We start from the raw sequence: 23,665 nt of genomic DNA, 5'->3' as shown, positions 1-23,665 counted from the left end.
CGAGTGGAAAAAGTCTGCGACTTACATCACATAACGATGACCTTCTGGCTCGCCAAGCAGCGGTCAATGTCCCGAATCATCCGATTTTCTCCCTGAAGGTCTTCAACCCTTCCTTGCAGAAAAAAACGGAGGTATGGTATCATTAGTCCAATATACGGGCTCTGAACATTAGCTTAGGGGGCGGACATGGCATGTGGACGGTGATTTACATTGCGCCGACAGCAAAGGTTGCGGACAAGATCAAGACCAAGCTTTCGGAAGAAGGTTTTCTGGTACAGACCCGTCCCATCAGTTTATCCAAGCAACAATATGAGATTCGCGTCCCTTCTGGGGAATTGGAGGAGGTTCAGGAAGTGTTGAATTCCATTCTGCATTCCTGATTCACTTGATATTGAAATGCCTTGGCAGATAACAAAAAGTACCACCGGTACATAAGGGACTGACCGCGGAAGCGGAAAGAGGAATCGACTTGCATGTGCGTTATGCTGCTGTCCTTCCTTCTTTTTTTGTTAATCGGTTATTGCAGGTAACATCAATCGTGCAGAAAGAAGCCGTTGATTCTTGCCTTATATCGGCGGATTTTTTGTTGTGAATGCTGGTCAAGGTCTAAGGCTTTGCATGAGTTATAAGCGTAAGCGGTTCACCGCAGCATGCAGATCAAGCTGATTGTTACAGCGGACTGCAGCCTGCGGCCATCAAATTATTGGCTGGAGAGGTGTAGTTGTGTTCAAAGATATATTCCAAAAGAAACGGAAGTACGCTACCATACCTTCCGAGCGTGCAATTCCAGGTGAACGTCAAGAAGCCGTCGAGCGCCCAAAACGTGAAATACCTGAAGGGCTTATGAACAAGTGCAGCAAATGCGGCACCATTCAATATAGCAAGGAACTGGAGAAAAACCTGAAAGTATGTCCTGCCTGCGGTTACCATATGCGTCTTAACGCCATGGAACGAATTGCAATGGTATTGGATGCAGAAGGTTTTATTGAACATGATGCTGATATGGTTTCGGTTGATCCGCTCGGATTTCCCGGTTATAGTAGCAAACTGGAGCAGCAGCGTCTGAAATCTGGTTTGAAGGAAGCCGTTATAACAGGGGAAGGTACCATTGAAGGTCTTCCTGTTGTTGTCGCTGTAATGAGCTTCGATTTCTTCACAGGCAGTATGGGCTCTGTAGTCGGAGAGAAAATTACCCGGGCTGTTGAACATGCCATTGAGAAGAAGCTTCCTTTAATTATTTTCTCTACTTCAGGCGGTGCACGGATGCAGGAGAGTATTCTGAGTCTGATGCAGATGGCTAAAACAAGTGCGGCTTTAGCTCGTTTGGACGAGCAAGGCGGGCTTTATATTTCGGTGATCACCGATCCGACAACCGGCGGGGTATCGGCTAGTTTCGCGAGCCTTGGCGATATTATTATCGCTGAACCTGGTGCTGTATTTGGTTTCGCAGGCAGAATAGTAATTGAGCAAACGATCCGTCAGAAGCTACCGGATGACTTCCAGACCGCAGAATTCAACCTCCAGCATGGTCAACTGGACATGGTTGTTCACCGGAAAGAACTTCGGGCAACCCTTGGCAAGCTTCTCGATATGCACAGTGAAAAGGGAGGGGTCTAAATGGCGGGTAGTTTGCCATATGAAGCGCCTCTGATTGAGATGCGCAAAAAAATTGAAGAACTCGTTCAGTTTGGACAGGAAAAAGGGATTGATTTTACCGAAGAAATTGCCCGTCTCGAAGAACGTTATCATAGACTCGAAGAAGAGATTTACACCAGCATAACACCAGCTCAGAAGATGCATTTGGCTCGTCACCAACAGCGTCCAACAGCACTGGATCTGATTCAACTCATCTTTACCGATTTTACCGAATTGCATGGTGACCGTATGTTTGGTGACGATCTTGCGGTTGTTGGTGGACTCGCCAAGCTGAATGGACAAACCGTAACGGTACTTGGTCAACAGCGCGGAAAGGATACAAAGGACAACATTGCTCGCTTTTTTGGAAGTGCTCATCCGGAAGGGTTCCGTAAAGGACTGCGTCTAATGAAGCAGGCCGATAAATTTGGCCGCCCGATCATTACGTTTGTTGATACTAAAGGAGCGTATCCGGGTAATACTGCAGAAGAGAGAGGTCAATCGGAAGCGATTGCCCGTAATTTGCTGGAGATGGCTAAGCTGTCGGTTCCAGTCATTGTTGTTGTTATTGGTGAAGGTGGAAGTGGCGGTGCCTTGGCTATGGCTGTAGGTAACCGTGTGCTTATGCTTGAACATGCCATCTACTCGGCGATTTCTCCGAATGGTGCTGCTTCTATTTTGTGGAAGGATGCATCGAAGGCAGATCAGGCTGCTGAGGCGATGAAAATTACAGCGAAAGACCTGCTGGAGATGGAAGTTATCGAAGAGATTATCCCTGAGCCGCGTGGCGGGGCTCATCAGGATTACGATACAGCTGCGGCAGCGATATCAGAAGCTCTTGTTCGTCATCTGGAAGAGATGAAAGGGTGGAGTGCGGAGCAGTTGAAACAGGATCGCTACGAGAAATTCCGGAAAATCGGCTCAGTAACCTTTGAAGCACCAGCAACAGAGGAAGAAATTGCTGAAAAAAGCGAGTCTACAGGTGAAGCAGAACCACAATCCGGAGCAGAATCTGTCCAAGTGGAAGCATCGGAACAGCCGCTAGAAGCAGAACCTGTGAAAAATTTGTCGGGAAATGCAGAATGATGTGACGAATTTCCTATACAAATGATCGAAAGTATAGTAAATTTAATAGTTGGAAAAAGAAAAATAGAGATATAAAGTTAGACCTTTAAAATCGGAGGAAACCCAAAATGCGCAAAACGAAAATTGTATGTACGATTGGCCCATCCAGTGAATCCCTGGAGAATACCAAGAAACTGATTATGGCAGGCATGAACGTAGCCCGTCTGAACTTCTCCCACGGTGATTTCGATGAGCACGGCGGACGGATCGTAGCGATTCGCCAAGCATGTGAAGAGCTGAACAAAACTGTAGCAATCCTGCTTGACACCAAAGGACCGGAAATTCGTACAGGTAAACTTGAAGTTGAGCCAATTGAATTGGTTCAGGACGAGTACATCACTTTGACAACAGAAGAAATTCTGGGAACCAAAGATCGTCTTTCCATTACGTATGCAGATCTTCCTAAGGATGTTGAAGCTGGATCTACAATTCTGATCGACGACGGTCTGATCGGACTGACTGTGGTGGAAGTGCAAGGCACCGAAATCAAATGCCGTATTGTTAATGGTGGTACGATCAAAAGCAAAAAAGGTGTTAACGTTCCAGGCGTTGCGATTTCCCTGCCAGGTATCACCGAAAAAGATGCTAACGATATCGTATTTGGTATTGAGCAAGGTGTGGACTTCATCGCAGCTTCTTTCGTTCGTAAAGCAAGTGACGTACTTGAGATTCGTGAATTGCTTGAAAAACATAACGCAGGTCACATTCAAATCATCTCCAAAATCGAAAACCAACAAGGTGTTGACAACCTGGACGAAATCCTTGAAGTGTCTGACGGCCTGATGGTTGCTCGTGGAGACCTTGGTGTAGAGATCCCTGCAGAAGAAGTACCACTGGTACAGAAACGTATGATCGAAAAATGTAACGTTGCGGGTAAACCGGTTATTACAGCTACACAAATGCTGGATTCGATGCAACGTAACCCGCGTCCGACTCGTGCGGAAGCAAGTGACGTAGCCAATGCAATCTTTGACGGTACAGATGCAATCATGTTGTCCGGTGAGACAGCTGCAGGTAAATATCCGGTAGAATCCGTGCTCACGATGTCCCGTATCGCAGAAAAAGCAGAATCCGCTCTGCCTTATCAAGAGCTGTATCTGAAACAACGTGTGGCACAACAGACAACCGTTACTGAAGCGATCAGCCAATCCGTTGCGCTGTCCGCCCAAGATTTGAACGCTAAAGCGATCATCACTTCGACGGAATCCGGACATACAGCGCGTATGATCTCCAAATATCGCCCAGAAGCTCCAATTATCGCTGTGACTACAGAAGACAGAACTTCCCGTCGTCTGGCACTGGCATGGGGTGTAACTCCGGTTAAAGGAAGATTGGTAGATTCTACGGATGCTTTGTTCGAAAATGCCATTGAAGGTGGCGTGAAATCCGGTCTGGTTAAAGAAGGAGACTTGGTTGTAATCACAGCAGGTGTACCTTTGGGTCGTTCCGGTTCTACAAACCTGATTAAAGTAAGTCAAATTCCGAACAACGCTTAAACTAAAGCAATATTCGGTAAGTACATGAAAGAAGCAATGGGGCTGATGTCCTGTTGCTTTTTTTCCATCTTCATGACACGATTCTGCGACGTTACGCGTATGAATGGTAGAGCCAAGGAGGTTGAGTACGTGCAAAAAGAAAGTCATGGTAACTGGTATACAGCCCGTCTTCGTGTACGTTATCAGGAAAGTGACCAGATGGGTGTCGTCTATCATGCGAACTACCTAAACTGGTTTGAGATTGGCCGTACCGAGATGATTCGCCAAATGGGGTATACATATCGTAAAATGGAGGAACAGGGACTGCTGCTTCCTGTAACTGGTCTGGATGTGAAGTATCACAAGCCGGCACGGTACGATGACGAGATTATCATTTTCACTCGAATCACTGCTTTTAGCGGCCTGCGCCTGAATTACGAGTACGACATAAGACGTATGTCTGAGGGACATGATGCTTCACTCGCTATCGGTGAACAGGTGTGGGCACATGATGAATCACTCCCAGGTGAACGCTTGGTGACGGGCTCTACCCAGCATGTGTGGGTGAATACAGACTGGAAGCCGGTTAGACTGGATAAGGTCGCCTCGGAGCTATACAGCGCGCTTGAAAAGGTGTGGTTTTCAGGAAAGGAGTAACATATCAATGCGAAAATGGATGTGGGCTTTACTTTTATTTATTCCGGTGATTGAGCTGTTTGGTTTCATTCTGATGAGTGATTGGATCGGGGCCGGAAAAACATTGCTTCTTATGATTCTCACGTCCTTGATTGGTATAGCCATGTTGCAGTTTGAAGGGCGAAAGGTATTAATGGATGCCAAGCAGGAGATGGAGCGCGGTAAGGTGCCTGGGCGGAAAATGGTCGATGGTCTTTTCGTTTTTGTTGGCGGATTTTTGCTGCTGATTCCCGGTTTTGTAACCGATCTGATCGGTTTTACCTTAGTATTTCCGTTAACACGTCCAGTATATCGACTGTTCTTCCTGGGTTGGCTGGAGAAAAAAATGAGAAATGGCAGTATTTCATTTTATCGCCGTCCGAAATAAAACTGCAATATCTTTTTTGCACCCAAAAATCTCCGTTCCGCAGACACCTTCTGCTTGGAACGGAGATTTTTTTCGATTTAGTTGAAGACGTACAAGTCACTTGCTCCTTAAAATCAGACTCATCGGACTCTGCCATTGATAATATATGTCCTCAGATCACGCAGTACATTCGCCCGATTAAAGGCATCGAGGATAACAAGACTCACCGGGCCAATAATGAGGCCTAGCACACCAAACAGCTTTAAACCAACGAACATGCCCACTAAAGTAGCAAGAGGGTCTAATCCGACACTACTAGCAAGAACTTTCGGTTCAATGATCTGCCGAGCAATGAGCAGGATAAGATAAATAACACTAATACCGATGCCGAGATAAATATCCCCGTTCATGAACAAATACGCTGCCCAAGGTACCATTACCAGGCCTACACCGAGATAAGGAAGCAGGTCAACTAGGCCAATCAACAGAGCAATCGTGAACGCTGATTTGACTTGAAGAATGAGCAGTCCAATCATGACGAACAGCGCTGTAATGGAAATCATGATAAGTTGTGCGCGTACATACCCGAAGAGGGCTTTTTTGAGATCATTCCAGATGTCGGAGATCGGTTTGCGAACAGCAGACGGAACCCAGCCTGAGACCGTGATACTATGACGCGTCCAGCCTTTACTAATAAAGAAGGTAGATAGTAGTACCACGATGAGAACCGCACCCATATTAGGCAGCGAGGTAAGCAGGTTTAGAATCAGGTTGAAAAAACCAGTAACAAGATCGCTTACTGCTGTTCCGACGGTCTCCGTTGTTTTGCTGATGTTGCTATTAATGGTTTCTTGATAGTTCGGATTTTCTTTGTAGAAATCGTTAATCTGCACAATTAAACTTTGGATTGTATCATTCTGCGTCCAGCGTACAAACGTTTCTTTGATTTGATCTACATGTAGATCAAAACTGGTGGTCAGTGAAATAACTTCTTTAACCATACGAGTAACAGCCGCAGATAAAATTACAGCGATTGCTCCAAAATACAATAGGAGTGATAGGGTTACTGCCAGCCAGCGCGGAAAACGAAGTCTGTTCTGGAGCAGCTTTACGAGCGGATTCATGGCATAAGCGATAATCCAGGCAATAACAAAAGGATATAATAGCGGGAACAACAGATATATGGCTACAGCGATCAGAAAGGTAGCTATAATGACCCATAGACCGCGTAGTAGACGTTTGAGAATGATTCGATCCAAGGCTCAACTCCCCTTTATTCAGTCAAGAGCTTATCTTATTAATATAGAGCAATCGTAAGCTTTTGAAACGCAATAAGAACAGTCTGCTGTCAGGTACCAGAATTCTGCTATGTACATCGTCTGCCTAAAGTATGCCTGAGGTTGACAAATTATAGCAATACATTTTGCGATTATATTTTTGTTTACATTCTCTAATGACATGAATTGTTTAGTACACATTAAATGTCAACCCTGCTTGTGTAAAGGTTTTCAAAAATGCTTTATAGGCCCGATAAATATGTTTGATGTGCGAATGAACTCTCATCATGTTCACATAAACGACAAAATCCAGTATGATGATATAAGTAAATACGGATTGACAGATAAGAAAACCGAATTTTGACAACTTAGGTCATTTTGAAAATGAAACGGTTTACAAAAGAGGTTAGGTGCATTTCGGCACTGATATGACTTAGAATGATTCCTGATTTCGCTTATTAAAGGAGAGATGTAATATGACAGCTACCAAAGGTCTGGAAGGCATCGTTGCAACAACCTCTTCGATCAGCTCTATTGTAGACGGTGTGCTTACATACCGTGGATACGATATCGATGATTTGGCTGAACATGCAAGTTTTGAAGAAGTTGCTTATCTGCTCTGGTTTGGCAAGTTGCCAACCACAGATGAATTAAAGTCACTTCGTAAAAGTCTAAGCGATTACGCGCCAATTCCAAGCGAATTGATCGCCCAAATCAAGTTGTATCCAAAACACATCAGCACAATGGCAGCTCTACGCTCTGCAGTCTCCGCACTTGCGCTCTATGACGAGCAGGCCGACGAGATGACAGAAGCCGCGAACGAAAACAAAGCGGTGAAGTTGCAAGCGCAATTGCCAACAATTGTAGCGGCAATCTCACGTATTCGTAAGGGCCAAGAGCCTGTGGCTCCAAAAGAAGACGCTTCCATCGCTGAGAACTTTTTATACATGATGACAGGAGAAGAGCCGTCTGAAACGGCGGTAAAAGCACTTGATCAGGCACTTGTTCTGCATGCAGATCACGAGCTGAATGCTTCGACATTTGCTGCCCGAGTTACGGTAGCGACCCTGTCTGATATTTATTCAGGCGTAACTTCTGCCATCGGTGCACTCAAAGGGCCTCTGCATGGTGGTGCAAACGAAGCTGTTATGAAAATGCTGGACGAGATCGGTACACCGGATCGTCTGGAAGCGGCTATTCAGGAGAAACTGAATAACCGTGAGAAAATCATGGGCTTTGGACACCGTGTTTACAAAAATGGTGACCCACGTGCGAAGCATTTGCAGAAGATGTCCAAAGAACTGGGTGAGATGAACAACGATACCCGTTTGTATGACATGTCCGTGAAGATTGAAGAAATCGTGACCGGTCAAAAAGGTTTGAAGCCAAATGTCGATTTCTATTCCGCTTCCGTATACACTCAACTGAAGATTGATCAGGAATTGTTCACACCGATCTTTGCGATCAGCCGTGTGTCCGGTTGGACAGCGCATATTCTGGAGCAACTTGCAGATAATCGTATTATCCGTCCGCGTGCCGAGTACACCGGTCCAACAGATCAGAAGTACGTCTCCATCGATCTTCGCTAAACTTTAGCAAAAACAGTATAATCATATAGATGAGGTGAGGGGCTTGTGAATATGAGGCTATACTGCCGAGTAGAGACAGCCCTTCCTTCCTGCAAAAATGTGGTATGCTTCATACTGTGAAACCAAAACTTAGGAGGAATTGTAATTATGAAATTGGAAAAATTTGCACTCCCAACTGAAGGCGAAAAAATTCAAATTGATAACGGTACGCTTCAAGTACCTAATAATCCAATCATTCCATTCATCGAAGGTGACGGTACAGGCCGTGACATCTGGAAAGCTGCTGTACGGGTTTTGGATGCAGCCGTTGAAAAAGCATATAATGGCACGAAAAAAATCGCTTGGTATGAAGTGTTTGCTGGCGAGAAAGCATTCAATACATACGGAGAGTGGCTGCCGAATGATACGCTCGAAGCAATTCGTGAGTATATTGTAGCAATCAAAGGACCTCTGACTACGCCAATCGGCGGCGGTATCCGTTCCCTGAACGTGGCACTGCGTCAAGAACTGGATCTGTACACTTGCCTGCGTCCTGTTCGTTATTTCGATGGTGTACCTTCCCCGGTTAAACGTCCTGAGCTGGTAGACATGGTTATTTTCCGTGAAAATACAGAGGATATCTATGCAGGGATCGAGTACGCTGAAGGTTCGGAAGAAGTGAAAAAAGTGATCCAGTTCCTGCAACAGGAAATGGGCGTTAACAAAATTCGTTTCCCTGAAACTTCCGGTATCGGTATCAAACCTGTATCTGAAGAAGGTTCGAAACGTTTGGTTCGTGCAGCGGTACAATACGCTGTTGATCACAACCGTAAGACTGTTACACTGGTACACAAAGGTAATATCATGAAATTCACTGAAGGTGCCTTCAAAAACTGGGGTTACGAAGTGGCTGAAGCAGAATTCGGCGATAAAGTGTTCACTTGGGCACAATACGATGTAATCAAAGAAAAAGACGGTACAGATGCTGCCAATGCAGCACAAAAAGCAGCAGAAGATGCTGGCAAAATCATCGTGAAAGATGCTATTGCCGATATCGCTTTGCAACAAGTATTGACTCGTCCGGGTGAGTTTGATGTTATCGCAACATTGAACCTGAACGGTGACTATCTGTCTGATGCTCTTGCAGCACAAGTTGGCGGAATTGGTATCGCACCAGGTGCGAACATCAACTACGTAACTGGACATGCTATTTTCGAAGCAACACACGGTACTGCACCGAAATACGCGGATAAAGACGTTGTGAACCCTGGTTCCGTAATTCTCTCCGGCGTAATGTTGCTTGAGCACCTGGGCTGGCAAGAAGCGGCTAACCTGATCTACAAAGGCATGGAAACATCCATTAACAATAAAACGGTAACGTATGACTTTGCACGTCTGATGGACGGCGCAACCGAAGTGAAATGTTCCGAATTCGCTGATCAAATCATCAAAAACCTGTAACAAAAACCTGTAAGGGGAGATGTGAATCGTGACTATTCAGCGCAAAAAAATCACAGTCGTTGGTGCCGGTTTTACCGGTGCCACAACTGCACTGATGCTTGCCCAGAAGGAACTCGGGGATGTTGTACTGGTTGATATTCCTCAACTGGAGAATCCGACCAAGGGTAAGGCACTCGATCTGCTGGAGGCTAGCCCTGTGCAAGGGTTCGACAGCCATATCGTGGGAACTTCCAACTATGAGGATACAGCTGGTTCGGAGATTGTGATCATTACAGCTGGAATTGCCCGCAAACCGGGCATGAGCCGTGACGATCTGGTTAATACGAATGCAGGTATCGTGAAGTCCGTGTGTGAAAATGTGAAAAAATATTGCCCTGATTCCATTGTCATTATTCTGAGCAACCCGGTGGATGCAATGACTTATGCAGCGTATCAGACACTCGGTTTTCCTAAAAACCGCGTGATCGGACAGTCGGGTGTGCTCGACACGGCCCGTTACTGCACGTTCATTGCGCAGGAGTTAAATGTATCCGTAGAAGACGTACGTGGCTTTGTGCTGGGTGGTCACGGTGACGATATGGTACCGCTCGTTCGTTATTCGAGTGTAGGCGGTATTCCAATCGATACCCTGATCCCGGCGGATCGCATTGATGCGATTGTGCAACGTACCCGTGTAGGCGGCGGTGAGATTGTTAATCTGCTGGGTAATGGCAGTGCATACTATGCTCCGGCAGCTTCACTGGTTCAGATGACGGAGGCTATTTTGAAGGACAAAAAACGCATTATTCCGGTTATCGCTTACCTTGAAGGTGAGTACGGATATCAAGATCTGTTCCTCGGTGTGCCAACCATTCTGGGAGGCAACGGAATTGAGAAGATTTTCGAACTGGAATTGACAGCCGAAGAAAAAGCGGCGCTTGATACGTCTGCAGATTCGGTGCGTAACGTCATTTCAATCGTTAATATTTAAGTTTTGAAGACTTTTTGAACATAAAAAGTGAGAAAACCTCCGTAAACGCGGAGGTTTTCTTTTCTTTGGATAAGTTCCCCAGTATAATAAAATGTGATATACAGCACAGCGAAAATGTYGAGGAGGATGAAAATTTTGACAATGATTATGTATTTGCTCCATATCGTCGGAGCACTGGCCATGGGATTTTATCTGATTCTACCATTTGTGGTCGGTAAAATTCGCACATTGAGCTTACCAGCACAGGAGGGAGCATTCGCGTCACTTCGTTCGTTAAACAAAGTTGCGCAGTATGCACTAATTATCCAGCTTCTTACAGGTGGTTATCTGATGACCAAGGGTAGTTACTCCCATATCTGGATGGCTGTTGTCGTAGTACTGCTTCTGGCTATTGCAGCCATTGGCGGAATTATGGGTAAACCGTTGCGTCTTGCAGCAGAAGGTGTGAAAAATAATAAAGATGTGACACCGTACCAAAGCAAAATTCGTATGTTCAGTACATTACTTGCGGTGTTCTTGCTCATCATGGTGTATCTCATGGTAGAAAGAACAATGTTCTAAAATAACTCATATAGATTCATCGATCACAGATGGTCTATGATCTTAAGGTAAAGCGTTTGCACCTATTCAGGACAAGCGGTTAGAGCAACATCAAGGCGCTGGTTCAGTAAACGAGCTTGCCTTCGAAAGCTGTGGCGTAAGTCCCATAGCATGAACTTAATTGAATAGTTCAAACTGGTAAAACTAAAGAGACAGCCTCCTGTTAGGGGCTGTCTCTTTAGTTTTGTTTATAACTTTTCCAGGTATCAGAACGTAATACAACGGCATAGACATGCCTGCAATGAAAGTGCTCAATTAACTAATACTTCCAGCGTGCATACGCACAGCATTTCGACCATTCCGCTTAGACTCATACAGGGCATGATCGGCGTCACGGAGTAATGATTCCAGCGTATCCGACTCACTGCCGGTTTGGGATACGCCAAAGCTGGATGTGAGATAAACGGGCTCGCCTTCTACGTCGAGCGGTTGATTCAACAATGCAATTCGCAACTTTTCCGCGAGATTATAAGCTTGTTGGAGCGTATTGTTTGGCAAGGCAATAACGAATTCTTCTCCTCCATAACGGGCAAATGACATCCCACTGTTCAGATAGCTACTGCACACAGTTACAACGTGAATGAGGGCCTGATCGCCGACATCATGTCCGTACGTGTCGTTGATTCGTTTAAAGTGGTCAACATCAAACAATATAAATGAGATTGGACGATGGTTAAGCAGGGCTTCCTGAAGCAATTCCCTGCCTTTGTTCAAAAATTGAGTCCGATTGTAAATCTTGGTTAATCCATCGTAATAAGCTAGCTGCTTCAGCTGTTCCTGTAAAAAGCGTTGTTCGGTAATATCAATTAACATAATAAGAATACCTACAACCGCATTGCTACTATTGAATACATACGATGTTCTGACCTGGTAACAGACGGTTTCACCACTTAACTGCCAGTAAAGGTCTGTTTGCAGTCCTTCTCTGTCGTATTCAACAGGAAAGGTTTCTCCTGCAAGTCTGAGCCATATGTCATTCAGGGGTTGGCCAACCATCGTTGTTTGAATATCAGGCAACATAAGCCGGAGCGATCGGTTGAAATCAACGAGACGATATGAACTGTCCAGCACGAGAACTCCTTCACGCATGCTCTCAAAAATGCTATCTTTCGCAATCGGAACAATGGTTAGCAGACGAGAGGACAGAATAGCCCAAATATACATGGCAGATGTGACACACATCAGAACAGGAACAGGGTCTAAACCAGACGGGGTCAAGCCGAGCAGATACACGAATGCAGCAACCATCGGAATAATTTGCGAAACAATCAGCGTAAGCAGTTGACGACGATACATCTTTTTGGTGTGCCGCCATTGTGCGATTAATATAAGGCCAGCACATAATAGACAGGAGAAGGTGAATGCACCGTGCACAACATACCATTGTCCGATATCCATCGCCATGACAGGGATGGTGCTGTCCTCACGCAGCCACACTCTTTTGTAATAAAGGTGGTGCCAATCATTCGTAGAAACGAGAAAAACTGTGATGGAAGGAATGATGAACAGCGCTGTCGTCAGCCATTTGGACAACTTTTTCCCGGTGTATCGAATCATTAAAATCAGACCAAGTGGAGCCGAGACAGGCATGCCAATATACTGAACGATATTCCAGAACTTCATCTGTTCAAGTGTATTACTGGCGAGACCGATCGCATATCCGAAAGTGTAGACCGAAAGGGAAGCAGTGTACAGTATGAAGATGCTGGCATTTGGAAAATGCGCTCTTCTGAAATACGTATACATACACAGAAACAAGTTCAGAACGGCTGAAGTAGTCACAAGTGTGATGTATGAATTAATATGCGATTCCATGTTCAGATCTCCATGTCGAATTAAATTATAATCATCGTGTATATTTTCCATTGTACATCAGCCCCCGCTGCTTAGGAATACGCTTTGAAACATGAAAAAGGTGGAATTATAAAAAAAGTAAACAGACGTTGCTTAGACATGTTTGAAATCTATTCGTAAACTTGTCGTTTGAATTTCCATAAAAGTGGTAAGTAACAATGCAAAAGCATATGGAATGATCACTGCTCCGAATACGTAGAAGAATAATCTGATCTGTTCATGCCATCCTAGAGAGTGAGACTTAGGAGGAACGAAAAACAAGTAAGGATATGATTTGTATCCGAGTTTTCTAACTTCCAGCATGTTTAATTCGAAAGGAGAATGTACAATGCCAAGCACGACTCAGCAAAATCAAAAAACGATGCCTGCACAGCATCAGGATCAGCGTCCAGGGATCGAGTCCGAGATGACCCCAAAACCGGAATTTGAGAAACCTGAGTACAAGGCGGCTGGTAAACTAATGGACAAGGTGGCTCTGATCACTGGAGGGGACAGCGGCATTGGACGGGCTGTTGCCGTGACGTATGCGAAGGAAGGCGCCGATGTGGCGATTGTATATTTGAGCGAGCATGAGGATGCCAAGGAAACGAAACGCCAGGTGGAACAGGAAGGGCGTAAGTGTATCCTCATTGCAGGTGACATCGGTGATGTGAATTTCGCGAAGAAAAGTGTTCAGGAGACGGTGGATGAGCTCGGAAAACTTGATATTGTGGTTAACAATGCGGCTGAACAGCATCCGCAGCAGAATCTGGAAGATATCACGCCAGAGCAACTGGAGAAAACGTTCCGCACCAACATCTTTGGTATGTTTTATGTAACACAGGCTGCTATGCCACATCTGAAACAAGGAAATACAATCATTAATACGACCTCCATTACCGCTTATCGAGGAAGCCCGACACTGCTGGATTATTCCTCTACCAAAGGGGCGATTACGTCATTTACCCGCTCTTTATCGATGAATCTGATTGAAAAAGGGATTCGTGTGAATGCCGTAGCCCCTGGTCCGATCTGGACACCACTCATTCCTTCGACATTCGATGAGAAGAAAGTAAGCGAATTCGGAGCAACACAGCCGATGAAACGTCCAGGACAGCCCGATGAATTGGCACCAGCTTATGTGTATCTTGCGTCTGATGACTCCTCTTATGTAAGTGGACAAGTGATGCATGTGAATGGCGGCGAAGTCGTTAACGGATAAGTAATGACCCGTGCTATTGAAGTTTCTCAGGCGGAAAGGGTACGGGGTGTATCGAGAAAGACGGAACGCTAAAGTATGATAGCGATTCGTCTTTCTTTGTTTCTATTTTCCGAAATATGAAAGGATTCAGGACAAGGGAGGGAAGTTAAGTCCTATTGTAAGATGCGATTTACAAAAGTCTGCATCTGCGCTGATATATCTATGATACTTTATACAGGTCTGACTATAAAGCAATGGAGTGAGTCAGACGGGAAGAAGGCAGACTTATTGCTCATTTTACATGGAAAGATATCTCATTATATGTGATATGATAGACCGGATAAAATATTCGGGAGGCACTCCTATGAAAATTAGCAAACAGGACGCAGTACATTATATATGGGGAGCACAGTGTGATGGCTGGCATCTTGTTCAAGGCGAAACACTTAGTGTGATTCATGAGCGAATGCCTRCAGGTACGACGGAAACAAGACATTTACATACGAAGAGCCGTCAGTTCTTTTTTGTTCTTAGCGGTGAGGCATGTATGGAGCTTGATGGAGAAATCATAATATTGGAAGCGCACGAAGGCATTGAGATTCCACCGGGTGTCCCCCATCAGATGCAAAATCGAAGTGCGGCAGATGTAGAATTTCTTGTCATTTCACATCCAACAACACGCGGTGATCGCACCGAGCAGTGATTGAAAGGTTATTCTGTCATCGGAGTGGTTATGTAAATTGTCTTGTTCGACGGATTAAAATATAACAGAAGGAAGAGATAAATGAGACCGTTTCGCATCCGCTTGGCACTGATTATGATGGTGCTCATTGGCGTATCCGTCATTGTAGCCGGATACACGATGGGCAGAGTTTTCAAGACTACTCATATTGCCGCACTGGAACAAACGATGGTGCGTGAAATTAATTTGTTAAAAGCAACGTTCCCGTTTCATGATGCTTCGAATCCGACATCATCAGAAACACGGAAGTATTATTCGGATCGGGCGCTGGAACTGGATCGTCTGACAGACTCGAGGGTAACCTTCATCAATAAAGACGGCATAGTCATTGGCGATTCCGAGAGCGATCCTGCAACAATGGATAATCACTTGAACCGGGAAGAGATCCGGACGGCTACGGAAGGGACTTTTGGACAGTCCATCCGATATAGTGCAACGTTAGGGCAGGACATGCTGTATGTCGCGCTGCCTGTTAATTCGGATCAAAGTGACATGATTGAAATGCCAAGTGGCAAATTCGACGGTTTTATTCGGCTGTCTATGAGTTTGCAAGCGGTGGACCAAGGACTGCAACGCGGGTGGATGATTATGTTTGCTGCTCTCGGCCTGCTTTTTCTCATTGTGGCCTTTGTCAGTTACCGGGTAGCTAGAGGGTTAACATCGCCCATTGAGCATATCACCAAAGTGGCACACCGAATTACAAAGCTGGAGTATGATGCCAGAGTAAAAGTTACACGCAGGGACGAGATCGGCCAGTTGGGTCTGGCGATTAACGGTATGGCAGACAGTCTGCAGTCTCAGCTCAAAACGATTCGAGACAATGAAGCATTGCTCCAAAGTGTCTTGGCGAATATGACTGGCGGGATTGTCATGATTGATGCAACGCAATCGATAGCTCTGGTTAACCGGGAAGCAGAGCGTATGCTCGGCATTCAGGCCGTAAAAGTTACAGGGAGACCTTACACGGAACTTAAGCGGCATTACGAGCTGACACGCACGATTGAAGAGAGTGTGGCTTTACAGGAACGTATGCATGAAGAAGTGAGTGTTTTTAACCCGGAAGAACGGTTGATAAGGCTTGATGGTGTACCCATGTCAGAAGACAATGGTGGATATCGAGGAATGTTGTTCCTTTTGCAGGATGTAAGCGCGATTCGTCGATTGGAATCCATGCGTAGCGAATTTGTAGCAAATGTCTCTCATGAACTCAAAACACCTGTGGCAGCGGTTAAGGGTTTCGCAGAAACCTTGCTCAGCGGTGGTGTACAGGATAAGGAAACGGAACGTTCTTTCCTGCAAATTATTTATGATGAAGGTGACCGGCTAAATCGCTTAATTGGAGATATTTTGGAGTTATCCAAGATTGAATCCAAACGTGCACCTCTGGAATGCTCTCCTGTACATGTGCACTCGTTCTTCGAAATGGTGCTGGGAACCTTGTCCAAGGTGGCGGAGAAAAAGCAGATTCGTCTGGAAATGAATGTACCTGAGGAACTGTATATCGAAGCGGATGAGGATAAAATGAAGCAGATTTTCATTAATCTTTTATCGAATGGCATTAACTATACGCCTGAGGGTGGAAGAGTGAAACTCCAAGTAAAGATGGATCAGACAAGCGAGGAAGAACAGGTTGTTTTCTCGGTGTCCGATACGGGGATTGGCATACCCAAGAAGGATCTGCCGCGAATCTTTGAACGTTTCTACCGTGTGGATAAAGGCAGGTCACGTAATTCCGGAGGCACGGGACTTGGACTCTCTATTGTTAAACACTTGGTGGAGCTGCACCACGGAAAGGTGACGGTTGATAGTGAACTGGGCATGGGAAGCACCTTCCGTGTCACCCTACCATTAATTCAGGAGGAAGAAATCTAGTTTACTTCGGGAAGAAATGTAGGCGTATAGAAGCAAAATGTAAAATGAGTCTTTTGCTTTACACAGCGTTAACAAATTAGTGCTATGATAGAAAAAGTGTTGTGGCAACAGACAACCTATGAAGAGAGAAGGGGTATCATGGCACAGCGTTTGCTGGTTATTGAAGATGAACCGACATTATCGAGATTACTTACGTATAACCTGACACAAGAAGGGTATGACGTAACGGCTGAGGACCATGGGTCAGCAGGATATGACCGGGCCTTGTCCCAGGATTTCGATTTGATTTTACTGGACTTGATGCTGCCAGGCATGAATGGTCTGGATATTCTGAACAAACTGCGTATTCAAGGGGTAAGTACACCTGTCATTATCCTTACGGCGAAGAACGGTGAAGCCGAGGTTGTACAAGGCTTGAAATCGGGTGCGGATGATTATATTACGAAACCTTTTGGTGTATCCGAGCTCTTGGCACGGGTAGATGCGGTACTCAGACGTTATTCCAATGGCGATGATCTGCCGCAGCCTGAAGATAAAGACGGCTCACGCATTATTCTTGGCGAACTTGAAATTTATCCGTTGAAGTATGAAGTGACTTTGGGTGGACAATCGATCAGCCTGCGTCCGAAGGAGTTCGAAGTCCTGTTATATCTCGCTAAAAAACCCGGAGTTGTGCTGACTCGGGATGACCTGATGAATGCGGTCTGGGGTTTCGATTATATCGGAGGCCAGCGAACCGTAGATGTACACGTCAGTTCATTACGCAAAAAGCTGGAGCTTGATCCTGAATCCGTTCATATTGATTCCATCCGTGGTGTAGGTTATAAATTGGTTGTCAAAAGAAAAACTCCCCATCATTCTAGCTAAATGATCGGGGAGTTTTATTTTTACGTACATTTTACACAAAGGAAGATTTTTCTTCATTTATGGGGAGTAGGATGATGTTATCCAAGTGATACTTTGTACCTATAATCCCACCTTAGGGCGGAGCTAACACGTAGAGGAGAATGTGTAAATATGCCCACTTTGTTAGAAGCTAGACCTGAGAATTTAAATGCTGATTTACAAAAAGAGGAACAATCATCTGTTATGCCTGACTTGGAACCAGACGAAACAGTGAGTAAAATTCAGGATGAGCATGCCGTATCATTGTACGAATATTTCCGTCAGGTGCCCGTAGCAAAGGGAGATACTACCTGCGGAGAAGCAGCAGCTATGCTGAGTGATGGACTAGAACACCCGTGTGTTGTGCTCTGTGATGAACACATGAAACCGACGGGAATATTGATGCGGGAGACCTTATATCGTTTATTAAACGGAAGGTTCGCCGCGGACTTATTTTATCGTAAACCGGTTGTGAATGCAGCTAACGCATCACCGGTTATTGTAGATATACATATGGAACCAGCAGCCATTATTGATGCCGCACTTCGGCGGGATGAGGATCATTTCTATGATTGCCTGCTTGTAACGGAAAAGGATCGCTTGCTTGGTGTGCTCACCATACGTGATGTGATGTCGCTTTCCCGTAAGCTGCAGCAGAAGGCATCCGCAGACCGGATATGCACCGTGACGGAGAGTGGACAGGAAATTTCACGCATCCATGAGGCCGTAACCAAACTGGTTCAAGCTGCGCATCAAACTGTACGAGAAGCTGGGCAAGTTATTCTTTTATCGAATGAGGGAGAAGGCCGTTTGCATCAAGTCGAGTCTTCCTACCTTCAGGTTCATGAGCATATGGGAGATCAGGGCAAACACGCAAGTCAGATGCTCGAATTCATTAAAACGGGTGCGGGGATGGCGCGTTCTATTCGAACGCTCGCGGATCAGAGCGGACTTCTGGCTTTAAATGCATCGATTGAGGCTGCTCACGCCGGAGAATATGGAAGAGGGTTCCAGATCGTGGCCGGAGAGATCCGAGCCCTCGCCAAGCAGACACGCGAAGTTGCAGGTAACATGACAATATTGCTTCAGGAAATTGAGAGTTTAACCCAACAGACGGTATCTCTCATTCAGTCAAGCGGGACGGAGATCGATGACAGTGCGGTGTATGTGAAGGAAGGAGCAGCGACATTCGGAAAGTTAAACCGTGCAGTAAATGCGTTGTCCTGCATTGTTGAAACCATCGCTACCGAAGGCGGGGAAGCGGGTAGGGTTGCGGAGAATATTCAGTTGAAGCTAAAAGCCATGATTACGGATCATTCCGAGTTATGAATTAAAGCACAACCGAGGCACAGTATAGCGAAAATGCGAAAAGAAAAAAGAGAGACCTGGGCTTTGATCATAGCGGCCTAGGTCTTCTTCAGGTGTTTTTACATTCCGTTAACATGAAGGTCGTACTGTTTTTACAATGTTACGTTAGGATATTAAAGATGACTGTGCTGATTGCTAGAGAATACGAACGCCGGTCTCAACGTAAAGGGAATCCGATGATCCCTGTAGCGAAGGAGAAGTGAGCATCCATGAAAGACCTCATTCACATTGATGGACTTAATTTATACTATGATACGCATCACGCGCTTAAAAATATATCGATGGATTTGCCGGAGAAAACCGTTACGGCGTTTATCGGGCCGTCTGGCTGCGGTAAATCCACATTGCTCCGCACACTGAACCGGATGAATGACATGATTCCGGGTGTTCGCGTGGAAGGACAAGTTATGCTGAACGGTTCGGATATTTATAGCAATGAAATTGAGGTGGAGACGCTACGGAAACGGGTAGGAATGGTATTCCAACAACCGAATCCTTTCCCCAAATCTATCTATGACAATGTAGCGTATGGACCGCGTCTGCACGGTGTAACCCAAAAGGCAGAGCTGGATCAACTCGTCGAACAGAGCCTGGTTCATGCGGCACTGTGGGATGAAGTGAAGGATGTGCTGAAAAAATCGGCATTGAGTCTGTCTGGTGGACAGCAACAACGTCTGTGTATCGCACGTGCACTGGCTGTACAACCGGATGTGTTGCTGATGGACGAAGCAACTTCGGCGCTGGACCCGATCTCCACGCTGAAAATCGAGGAATTGGTCAAAGAGTTGCATCATAAATATACCATCGTCATGGTTACGCATAACATGCACCAGGCAGCGCGAGTATCTGGACGTACGGTGTTTTTCCTGAATGGTGAAGTGGTGGAGGCAGCTGATACGGAGACGTTATTCTCCACACCGCAAGATTCCCGGACCGAGGACTATATATCCGGCAGGTTTGGTTAAGGCGAGCTGAATAGGAACGATCCCGGCTTACCCGGAGATGATGGAGAAGGAGGACATGAAATCTATGATTCGCAGAAAAGAATTTGATCAAGAGCTGGAAGAACTGCGCACCCTGCTTAAACAAATGGGGGAACATGTAGGAAATGCCTTGGACGGTGCGATTGAGAGTTTGCAGACATTGGATGTGGAGAAAGCTCAGGTCATTATCAAGAATGATGCGAATCTCAATGCCCTTGAGGACAAAATCATGGAGCTGGGCTCCAAGCTGATTATTACACAGCAGCCCGTAGCCAAGGATTTAAGACGTATTATCGTGGCTTTCAAAATCTCCAGCGACTTGGAGCGTATGGGTGACTTGGCCCTCGACGTGGCGAAGGTAACGATCCGTATGGAAGGTCAGGAGCTGATTAAGCCGTTGGTCGATATCCCGCGTATGGCGGAAGTCGTGAAATCCATGATTGATGAATCCATTGAGTCCTATCTGAAGGAAAATACGGATCTGGCCTATAAAATGGCACAAACCGATGATCAGGTGGATCAGTTGTACAGCAACATGATTCGTGATCTCTATACATTGATGACAGATCATCCAACCAATGCATCACAAGCGATGCTGCTATTGATGGTTGGGCGTTACATTGAACGTATCGGTGACCATGCGACCAACATTGGCGAGAGCACGGTGTATCTGGTTACAGGTCAGCGGCCAGACCTGAACCAGTAATTTATTCTGGGTAAAGGTTGCTGCACGAGTAATGAATTTGTTCATACAAGATAAGAGTTGATGATCGAAATGAGAGAACTTTCTTCCGGCTGGCCTGTGCACAGGCTGACTGGGAAGGAGGTTCTTTTTTTGCGGAAGAAATGTGGTGAAAAGGGTTGTGAAGTTTTTTGATGTAGGTGGCAGGTATGGTATCATGAGAGTAGGTATGTAAGTACAGTCTGACCATATGATACGCGAGGTGCTGGAATGGACAAGTTTATTCTTATAGATGGAAATAGCATTATTTATCGGGCATTTTTTGCAATGCCTCCCCTGACGAATTCGAAAGGTCTGCATACGAACGCGGTATACGGCTTTACGACGATGCTGCTGCGCTTGCTGGAAGAACACAAGCCTACACATGTAATGGTGGCGTTTGATGCGGGTAAAGTGACGTTCCGTCATGAAGGGTATCAGGAATACAAAGGTGGACGGGAGAAAACACCGCCGGAATTGTCCGAGCAGTTCCCTTTGCTTAAAGAATTATTGAAAGGACTCGGGATTGCACAGTTTGAACTGGCTGGTTTCGAGGCGGATGATATAATCGGAACGCTAACTAAACGAGCGGATGATGCAGGTAGACAGGTGCTCGTTGTATCGGGTGACAAAGATATGCTGCAGCTTGCTTCCGAGCATGTACATATCGGGCTGACGCGTAAAGGGGTTACGGAGATTGAGCTATATGACCCGGCTCAGATTAAGGAACGTTACGGTCTGACGCCGTTGCAGATTATTGATCTGAAGGGTCTGATGGGGGATGCTTCCGATAATATTCCGGGTATTCCGGGTGTCGGGGAGAAAACTGCGCTGAAGCTGCTGCATCAGTTCGGTTCGGTGGAAGAGGTGCTGAACGGCACGGGTGAACTGAAGGGCAAGATGAAGGAAAAGATTGAAGCTCACGCCGAGGATGCAAGAATGAGTAAACAGCTTGCGACGATACACCGTGAGGTTCCACTGGAGCAGACATGGGAGGACATGCAGTTTGATGGATTGAAGGAAGCAAGCGCGGGACCTGCACTGGCTAAGCTGGAGTTTAAGTCGTTGCTGGAGCGCTTGTCCTTTAGCGGCAGCATCGCTTCCGAGCAAGAGGTCGTTCCGGCAGCTGAGGTTGAATCAACGATTGCAACGGAAGATAACCTGGCTGAACTGATTGACGTGCTGGGTTCGATCGATGTGTTGCATGTAGAGACCCATGGAGATAATCCGCATCAGGCGAAGTTGGTTGGCCTTGCTGTGGGTGCTGAAGAGAAGTATACGTTCGTATCTCCGGAGTTGTTACAGTCCGATGCCGCGGCTCCTGTGCGAGAATGGCTTGCGAGTGCTGACCAGCCAAAGCGTGGATATGATCTGCATCGCGTGGATTTGGCTTTGCATGCACATGGCATTGAATTCGCCGGTGCAGCATTTGACGTGCAACTGGCTGCCTATTTGCTTGACCCGACCGAGTCGAATCAGACGATTAGTGGGCTGACGTCCAAGTATGGGCTGCCTTCACTGGTTGAAGACGACACCGTTCTGGGTAAAGGCGCTAAATACAAAGTGCCTGATGCGGATGTTCTGGGCGACTTCCTGTGCCGGAAAGCTGCTGCGCTGGCTGCGATTATCCCGCTTCAGGAGCAAGCGCTGGAGAGCGATGAGATGAATTCGCTATTCCATGAGCTCGAAATGCCTTTATCCCGTATTCTCGCTGACATGGAGAAGCAGGGCATTAAGGCCAATACAGCTGACCTGCAAGCGCTTGGTAGTGAATTTGAAGGGCAGATCGACAAGCTGATGGCGGAAATCTACAAGTTGTCCGGTACAGAGTTTAATCTGAATTCACCAAGACAACTCGGCGAGATTTTATTTGACAAGCTGGGCCTACCTGTCGTGAAAAAAACAAAAACAGGCTACTCCACCGACGCGGAGGTGCTCGAAAAGCTGGCTCCTTACAACGATGTGGTGCAGCACATTTTGCAATATCGCCAGCTTGCCAAGCTGCAGTCCACTTATGTGGAAGGTTTGCTGAAAGAGATATCGGATAGAGATGGCAAGGTGCATACGTTCTATCGTCAAACCATTGCAGCAACAGGACGACTGAGCAGTCAGTTCCCGAACTTGCAGAACATTCCGATCCGTATGGAGGAAGGGCGCAAAATTCGGAAGGTCTTTGTACCGTCCGAGCCGGGTTGGTCTATACTCGCAGCCGACTATTCCCAGATTGAGCTGCGTGTACTGGCTCATATTTCAGATGATGAGCGGTTGAAAGAAGCTTTTGTGCAAGATATGGATATCCATACGAAAACAGCGTCCGATGTTTTTGGCGTTAAGCCGGAGGATGTGGACAGTGATATGCGTCGTTCTGCCAAGGCGGTTAACTTCGGAATCGTATACGGGATCAGTGATTACGGCCTTTCTCAAAATTTGCACATTACGCGGAAAGAAGCGGCACAGTTTATCGATCAATACTTCGAAGTATTCCAGGGTGTGCGTCGTTATATGGATGATATCGTGAAGGAAGCCCGGCAGGACGGTTATGTGAAAACATTGCTGGAGCGTCGTCGTTATCTTCCCGAAATCAACGCAAGCAATTTCAATCTGCGTTCCTTCGCGGAACGTACGGCGATGAATACACCCATCCAAGGTACTGCGGCTGATATCATTAAGCTGGCGATGGTACAGATGGATGAGGCGCTGCGGGAACGCAATCTTCAGAGCCGTATGCTGCTCCAGGTACACGATGAGCTCGTGTTTGAAGTGCCGGCAGATGAACTGGAACTGATGAAGGAGCTTGTACCTTCAGTCATGGAAAAGGCGCTTTCGCTGTCGGTGCCGCTAAAAGCTGAAGTTAGCTTTGGTGAGAACTGGTATGAAGCAAAATAGATAAGAAAGGGTCCCGCTGAG

At 46.1% G+C, this 23,665-nt stretch carries 20 protein-coding genes; 18 read left to right on the top strand and 2 right to left on the bottom strand.

What is annotated here, in order from left to right; genetic code table 11:
- The first annotated feature begins 191 nt into the window (after positions 1-191).
- From AB4Z30_RS09590 to AB4Z30_RS09565, 6 genes are all read left to right on the top strand, one after another.
- Entirely contained in the window at positions 192-380 is a 189-nt protein-coding gene (locus AB4Z30_RS09590) for a glutamate decarboxylase (RefSeq protein WP_090920220.1), read from the top strand.
- 343 nt (positions 381-723) lie between these two features.
- Complete coding sequence (gene accD, locus AB4Z30_RS09585) at positions 724-1,617, top strand: acetyl-CoA carboxylase, carboxyltransferase subunit beta (RefSeq protein ID WP_441925617.1); 894 nt, start codon at positions 724-726, stop codon at positions 1,615-1,617.
- Positions 1,618-2,721, top strand: coding sequence for an acetyl-CoA carboxylase carboxyltransferase subunit alpha (locus tag AB4Z30_RS09580; protein WP_441925615.1), 1,104 nt, complete (start codon positions 1,618-1,620; stop codon positions 2,719-2,721).
- A 107-nt stretch (positions 2,722-2,828) separates the two neighbouring features.
- Complete coding sequence (pyk, locus tag AB4Z30_RS09575) at positions 2,829-4,256, top strand: pyruvate kinase (RefSeq protein ID WP_441925613.1); 1,428 nt, start codon at positions 2,829-2,831, stop codon at positions 4,254-4,256.
- Positions 4,257-4,355: 99 nt separating this feature from the next.
- Positions 4,356-4,892 (top strand): acyl-CoA thioesterase, encoded by a 537-nt coding sequence (locus AB4Z30_RS09570; protein WP_441925611.1) that lies wholly within the window; start codon positions 4,356-4,358, stop codon positions 4,890-4,892.
- Between the two features lies 1 nt (position 4,893).
- On the top strand, positions 4,894-5,298 hold the full coding sequence (locus AB4Z30_RS09565; RefSeq protein WP_441925852.1) for an FxsA family protein: 405 nt from the start codon (positions 4,894-4,896) through the stop codon (positions 5,296-5,298).
- Between the two features lie 119 nt (positions 5,299-5,417).
- On the opposite strand, the gene ytvI is transcribed toward AB4Z30_RS09565, so the two are convergent.
- Positions 5,418-6,536, bottom strand: coding sequence for a sporulation integral membrane protein YtvI (ytvI, locus tag AB4Z30_RS09560; RefSeq protein ID WP_441925609.1), 1,119 nt, complete (start codon positions 6,534-6,536; stop codon positions 5,418-5,420).
- 494 nt (positions 6,537-7,030) lie between these two features.
- Here ytvI and citZ point away from each other — a divergent pair, with 494 nt between their 5' ends.
- The 4 genes from citZ to AB4Z30_RS09540 all read left to right on the top strand — a co-directional run bounded on the left by citZ (position 7,031) and on the right by AB4Z30_RS09540 (position 11,114).
- Positions 7,031-8,143 (top strand): citrate synthase, encoded by a 1,113-nt coding sequence (gene citZ / locus AB4Z30_RS09555; RefSeq protein WP_441925607.1) that lies wholly within the window; start codon positions 7,031-7,033, stop codon positions 8,141-8,143.
- A 147-nt stretch (positions 8,144-8,290) separates the two neighbouring features.
- Positions 8,291-9,583 (top strand): NADP-dependent isocitrate dehydrogenase, encoded by a 1,293-nt coding sequence (gene icd / locus AB4Z30_RS09550; protein WP_441925605.1) that lies wholly within the window; start codon positions 8,291-8,293, stop codon positions 9,581-9,583.
- A 28-nt stretch (positions 9,584-9,611) separates the two neighbouring features.
- The gene (mdh, locus tag AB4Z30_RS09545; protein ID WP_441925603.1) at positions 9,612-10,553 is read left to right on the top strand and encodes a malate dehydrogenase; all 942 of its coding nucleotides are present in this window, start codon (positions 9,612-9,614) and stop codon (positions 10,551-10,553) included.
- A 147-nt stretch (positions 10,554-10,700) separates the two neighbouring features.
- Positions 10,701-11,114, top strand: coding sequence for a hypothetical protein (locus AB4Z30_RS09540; protein ID WP_441925850.1), 414 nt, complete (start codon positions 10,701-10,703; stop codon positions 11,112-11,114).
- Between the two features lie 294 nt (positions 11,115-11,408).
- On the opposite strand, the gene AB4Z30_RS09535 is transcribed toward AB4Z30_RS09540, so the two are convergent.
- Positions 11,409-12,968, bottom strand: a complete 1,560-nt coding sequence (locus AB4Z30_RS09535; RefSeq protein WP_441925601.1) for a histidine kinase N-terminal 7TM domain-containing protein — start codon at positions 12,966-12,968, stop codon at positions 11,409-11,411.
- Positions 12,969-13,335: 367 nt separating this feature from the next.
- Between AB4Z30_RS09535 and AB4Z30_RS09530 the strand changes: the two genes are divergently transcribed.
- The 8 genes from AB4Z30_RS09530 to polA all read left to right on the top strand — a co-directional run bounded on the left by AB4Z30_RS09530 (position 13,336) and on the right by polA (position 23,644).
- Positions 13,336-14,208 (top strand): SDR family oxidoreductase, encoded by an 873-nt coding sequence (locus AB4Z30_RS09530; RefSeq protein ID WP_441925599.1) that lies wholly within the window; start codon positions 13,336-13,338, stop codon positions 14,206-14,208.
- A gap of 343 nt (positions 14,209-14,551) precedes the next feature.
- Positions 14,552-14,890 carry a cupin domain-containing protein gene (locus tag AB4Z30_RS09525; protein ID WP_441925597.1) on the top strand — a complete coding sequence of 113 codons (339 nt, stop codon included), beginning with the start codon at positions 14,552-14,554 and terminating at the stop codon, positions 14,888-14,890.
- An 81-nt stretch (positions 14,891-14,971) separates the two neighbouring features.
- A complete protein-coding gene (gene pnpS, locus AB4Z30_RS09520) occupies positions 14,972-16,801 on the top strand; it encodes a two-component system histidine kinase PnpS (RefSeq protein WP_441925595.1) in 1,830 nt (609 codons plus the stop codon).
- 138 nt (positions 16,802-16,939) lie between these two features.
- Positions 16,940-17,668 carry a response regulator transcription factor gene (locus AB4Z30_RS09515; protein WP_090920260.1) on the top strand — a complete coding sequence of 243 codons (729 nt, stop codon included), beginning with the start codon at positions 16,940-16,942 and terminating at the stop codon, positions 17,666-17,668.
- 150 nt (positions 17,669-17,818) lie between these two features.
- Positions 17,819-19,015: a methyl-accepting chemotaxis protein gene (locus AB4Z30_RS09510; RefSeq protein WP_441925592.1), complete on the top strand. Its 1,197-nt coding sequence runs from the start codon at positions 17,819-17,821 to the stop codon at positions 19,013-19,015.
- A 248-nt stretch (positions 19,016-19,263) separates the two neighbouring features.
- Positions 19,264-20,019, top strand: a complete 756-nt coding sequence (gene pstB, locus AB4Z30_RS09505; protein ID WP_145329193.1) for a phosphate ABC transporter ATP-binding protein PstB — start codon at positions 19,264-19,266, stop codon at positions 20,017-20,019.
- A 64-nt stretch (positions 20,020-20,083) separates the two neighbouring features.
- A complete protein-coding gene (gene phoU, locus AB4Z30_RS09500) occupies positions 20,084-20,743 on the top strand; it encodes a phosphate signaling complex protein PhoU (RefSeq protein ID WP_441925590.1) in 660 nt (219 codons plus the stop codon).
- A gap of 246 nt (positions 20,744-20,989) precedes the next feature.
- Positions 20,990-23,644: a DNA polymerase I gene (gene polA / locus AB4Z30_RS09495; protein WP_441925588.1), complete on the top strand. Its 2,655-nt coding sequence runs from the start codon at positions 20,990-20,992 to the stop codon at positions 23,642-23,644.
- The last annotated feature ends 21 nt before the right edge of the window (positions 23,645-23,665 follow it).

It is taken from the genome of Paenibacillus sp. 2TAF8 (genome assembly GCF_052114825.1).
GTDB lineage: Bacteria > Bacillota > Bacilli > Paenibacillales > Paenibacillaceae > Paenibacillus.
Note: the sequence above shows the minus strand (reverse complement) of the source record. Positions and strands in the feature narration are given on the sequence as shown.

Bases quoted from the DNA above. Each gene is read 5' to 3' on its own strand.
- AB4Z30_RS09590 (WP_090920220.1), top strand. From the start codon at position 192: ATGTGGACGGTGATTTACATTGCGCCGACAGCAAAGGTTGCGGACAAG.
- AB4Z30_RS09580 (WP_441925615.1), top strand. From the start codon at position 1,618: ATGGCGGGTAGTTTGCCATATGAAGCGCCTCTGATTGAGATGCGCAAA.
- pyk (WP_441925613.1), top strand. From the start codon at position 2,829: ATGCGCAAAACGAAAATTGTATGTACGATTGGCCCATCCAGTGAATCC.
- AB4Z30_RS09570 (WP_441925611.1), top strand. From the start codon at position 4,356: ATGAATGGTAGAGCCAAGGAGGTTGAGTACGTGCAAAAAGAAAGTCAT.
- citZ (WP_441925607.1), top strand. From the start codon at position 7,031: ATGACAGCTACCAAAGGTCTGGAAGGCATCGTTGCAACAACCTCTTCG.
- icd (WP_441925605.1), top strand. From the start codon at position 8,291: ATGAAATTGGAAAAATTTGCACTCCCAACTGAAGGCGAAAAAATTCAA.
- AB4Z30_RS09540 (WP_441925850.1), top strand. From the start codon at position 10,701: ATGTATTTGCTCCATATCGTCGGAGCACTGGCCATGGGATTTTATCTG.
- AB4Z30_RS09535 (WP_441925601.1), bottom strand. From the start codon at position 12,968: ATGGAATCGCATATTAATTCATACATCACACTTGTGACTACTTCAGCC.
- AB4Z30_RS09530 (WP_441925599.1), top strand. From the start codon at position 13,336: ATGCCAAGCACGACTCAGCAAAATCAAAAAACGATGCCTGCACAGCAT.
- pnpS (WP_441925595.1), top strand. From the start codon at position 14,972: ATGAGACCGTTTCGCATCCGCTTGGCACTGATTATGATGGTGCTCATT.
- AB4Z30_RS09515 (WP_090920260.1), top strand. From the start codon at position 16,940: ATGGCACAGCGTTTGCTGGTTATTGAAGATGAACCGACATTATCGAGA.
- AB4Z30_RS09510 (WP_441925592.1), top strand. From the start codon at position 17,819: ATGCCCACTTTGTTAGAAGCTAGACCTGAGAATTTAAATGCTGATTTA.
- pstB (WP_145329193.1), top strand. From the start codon at position 19,264: ATGAAAGACCTCATTCACATTGATGGACTTAATTTATACTATGATACG.
- phoU (WP_441925590.1), top strand. From the start codon at position 20,084: ATGATTCGCAGAAAAGAATTTGATCAAGAGCTGGAAGAACTGCGCACC.
- polA (WP_441925588.1), top strand. From the start codon at position 20,990: ATGGACAAGTTTATTCTTATAGATGGAAATAGCATTATTTATCGGGCA.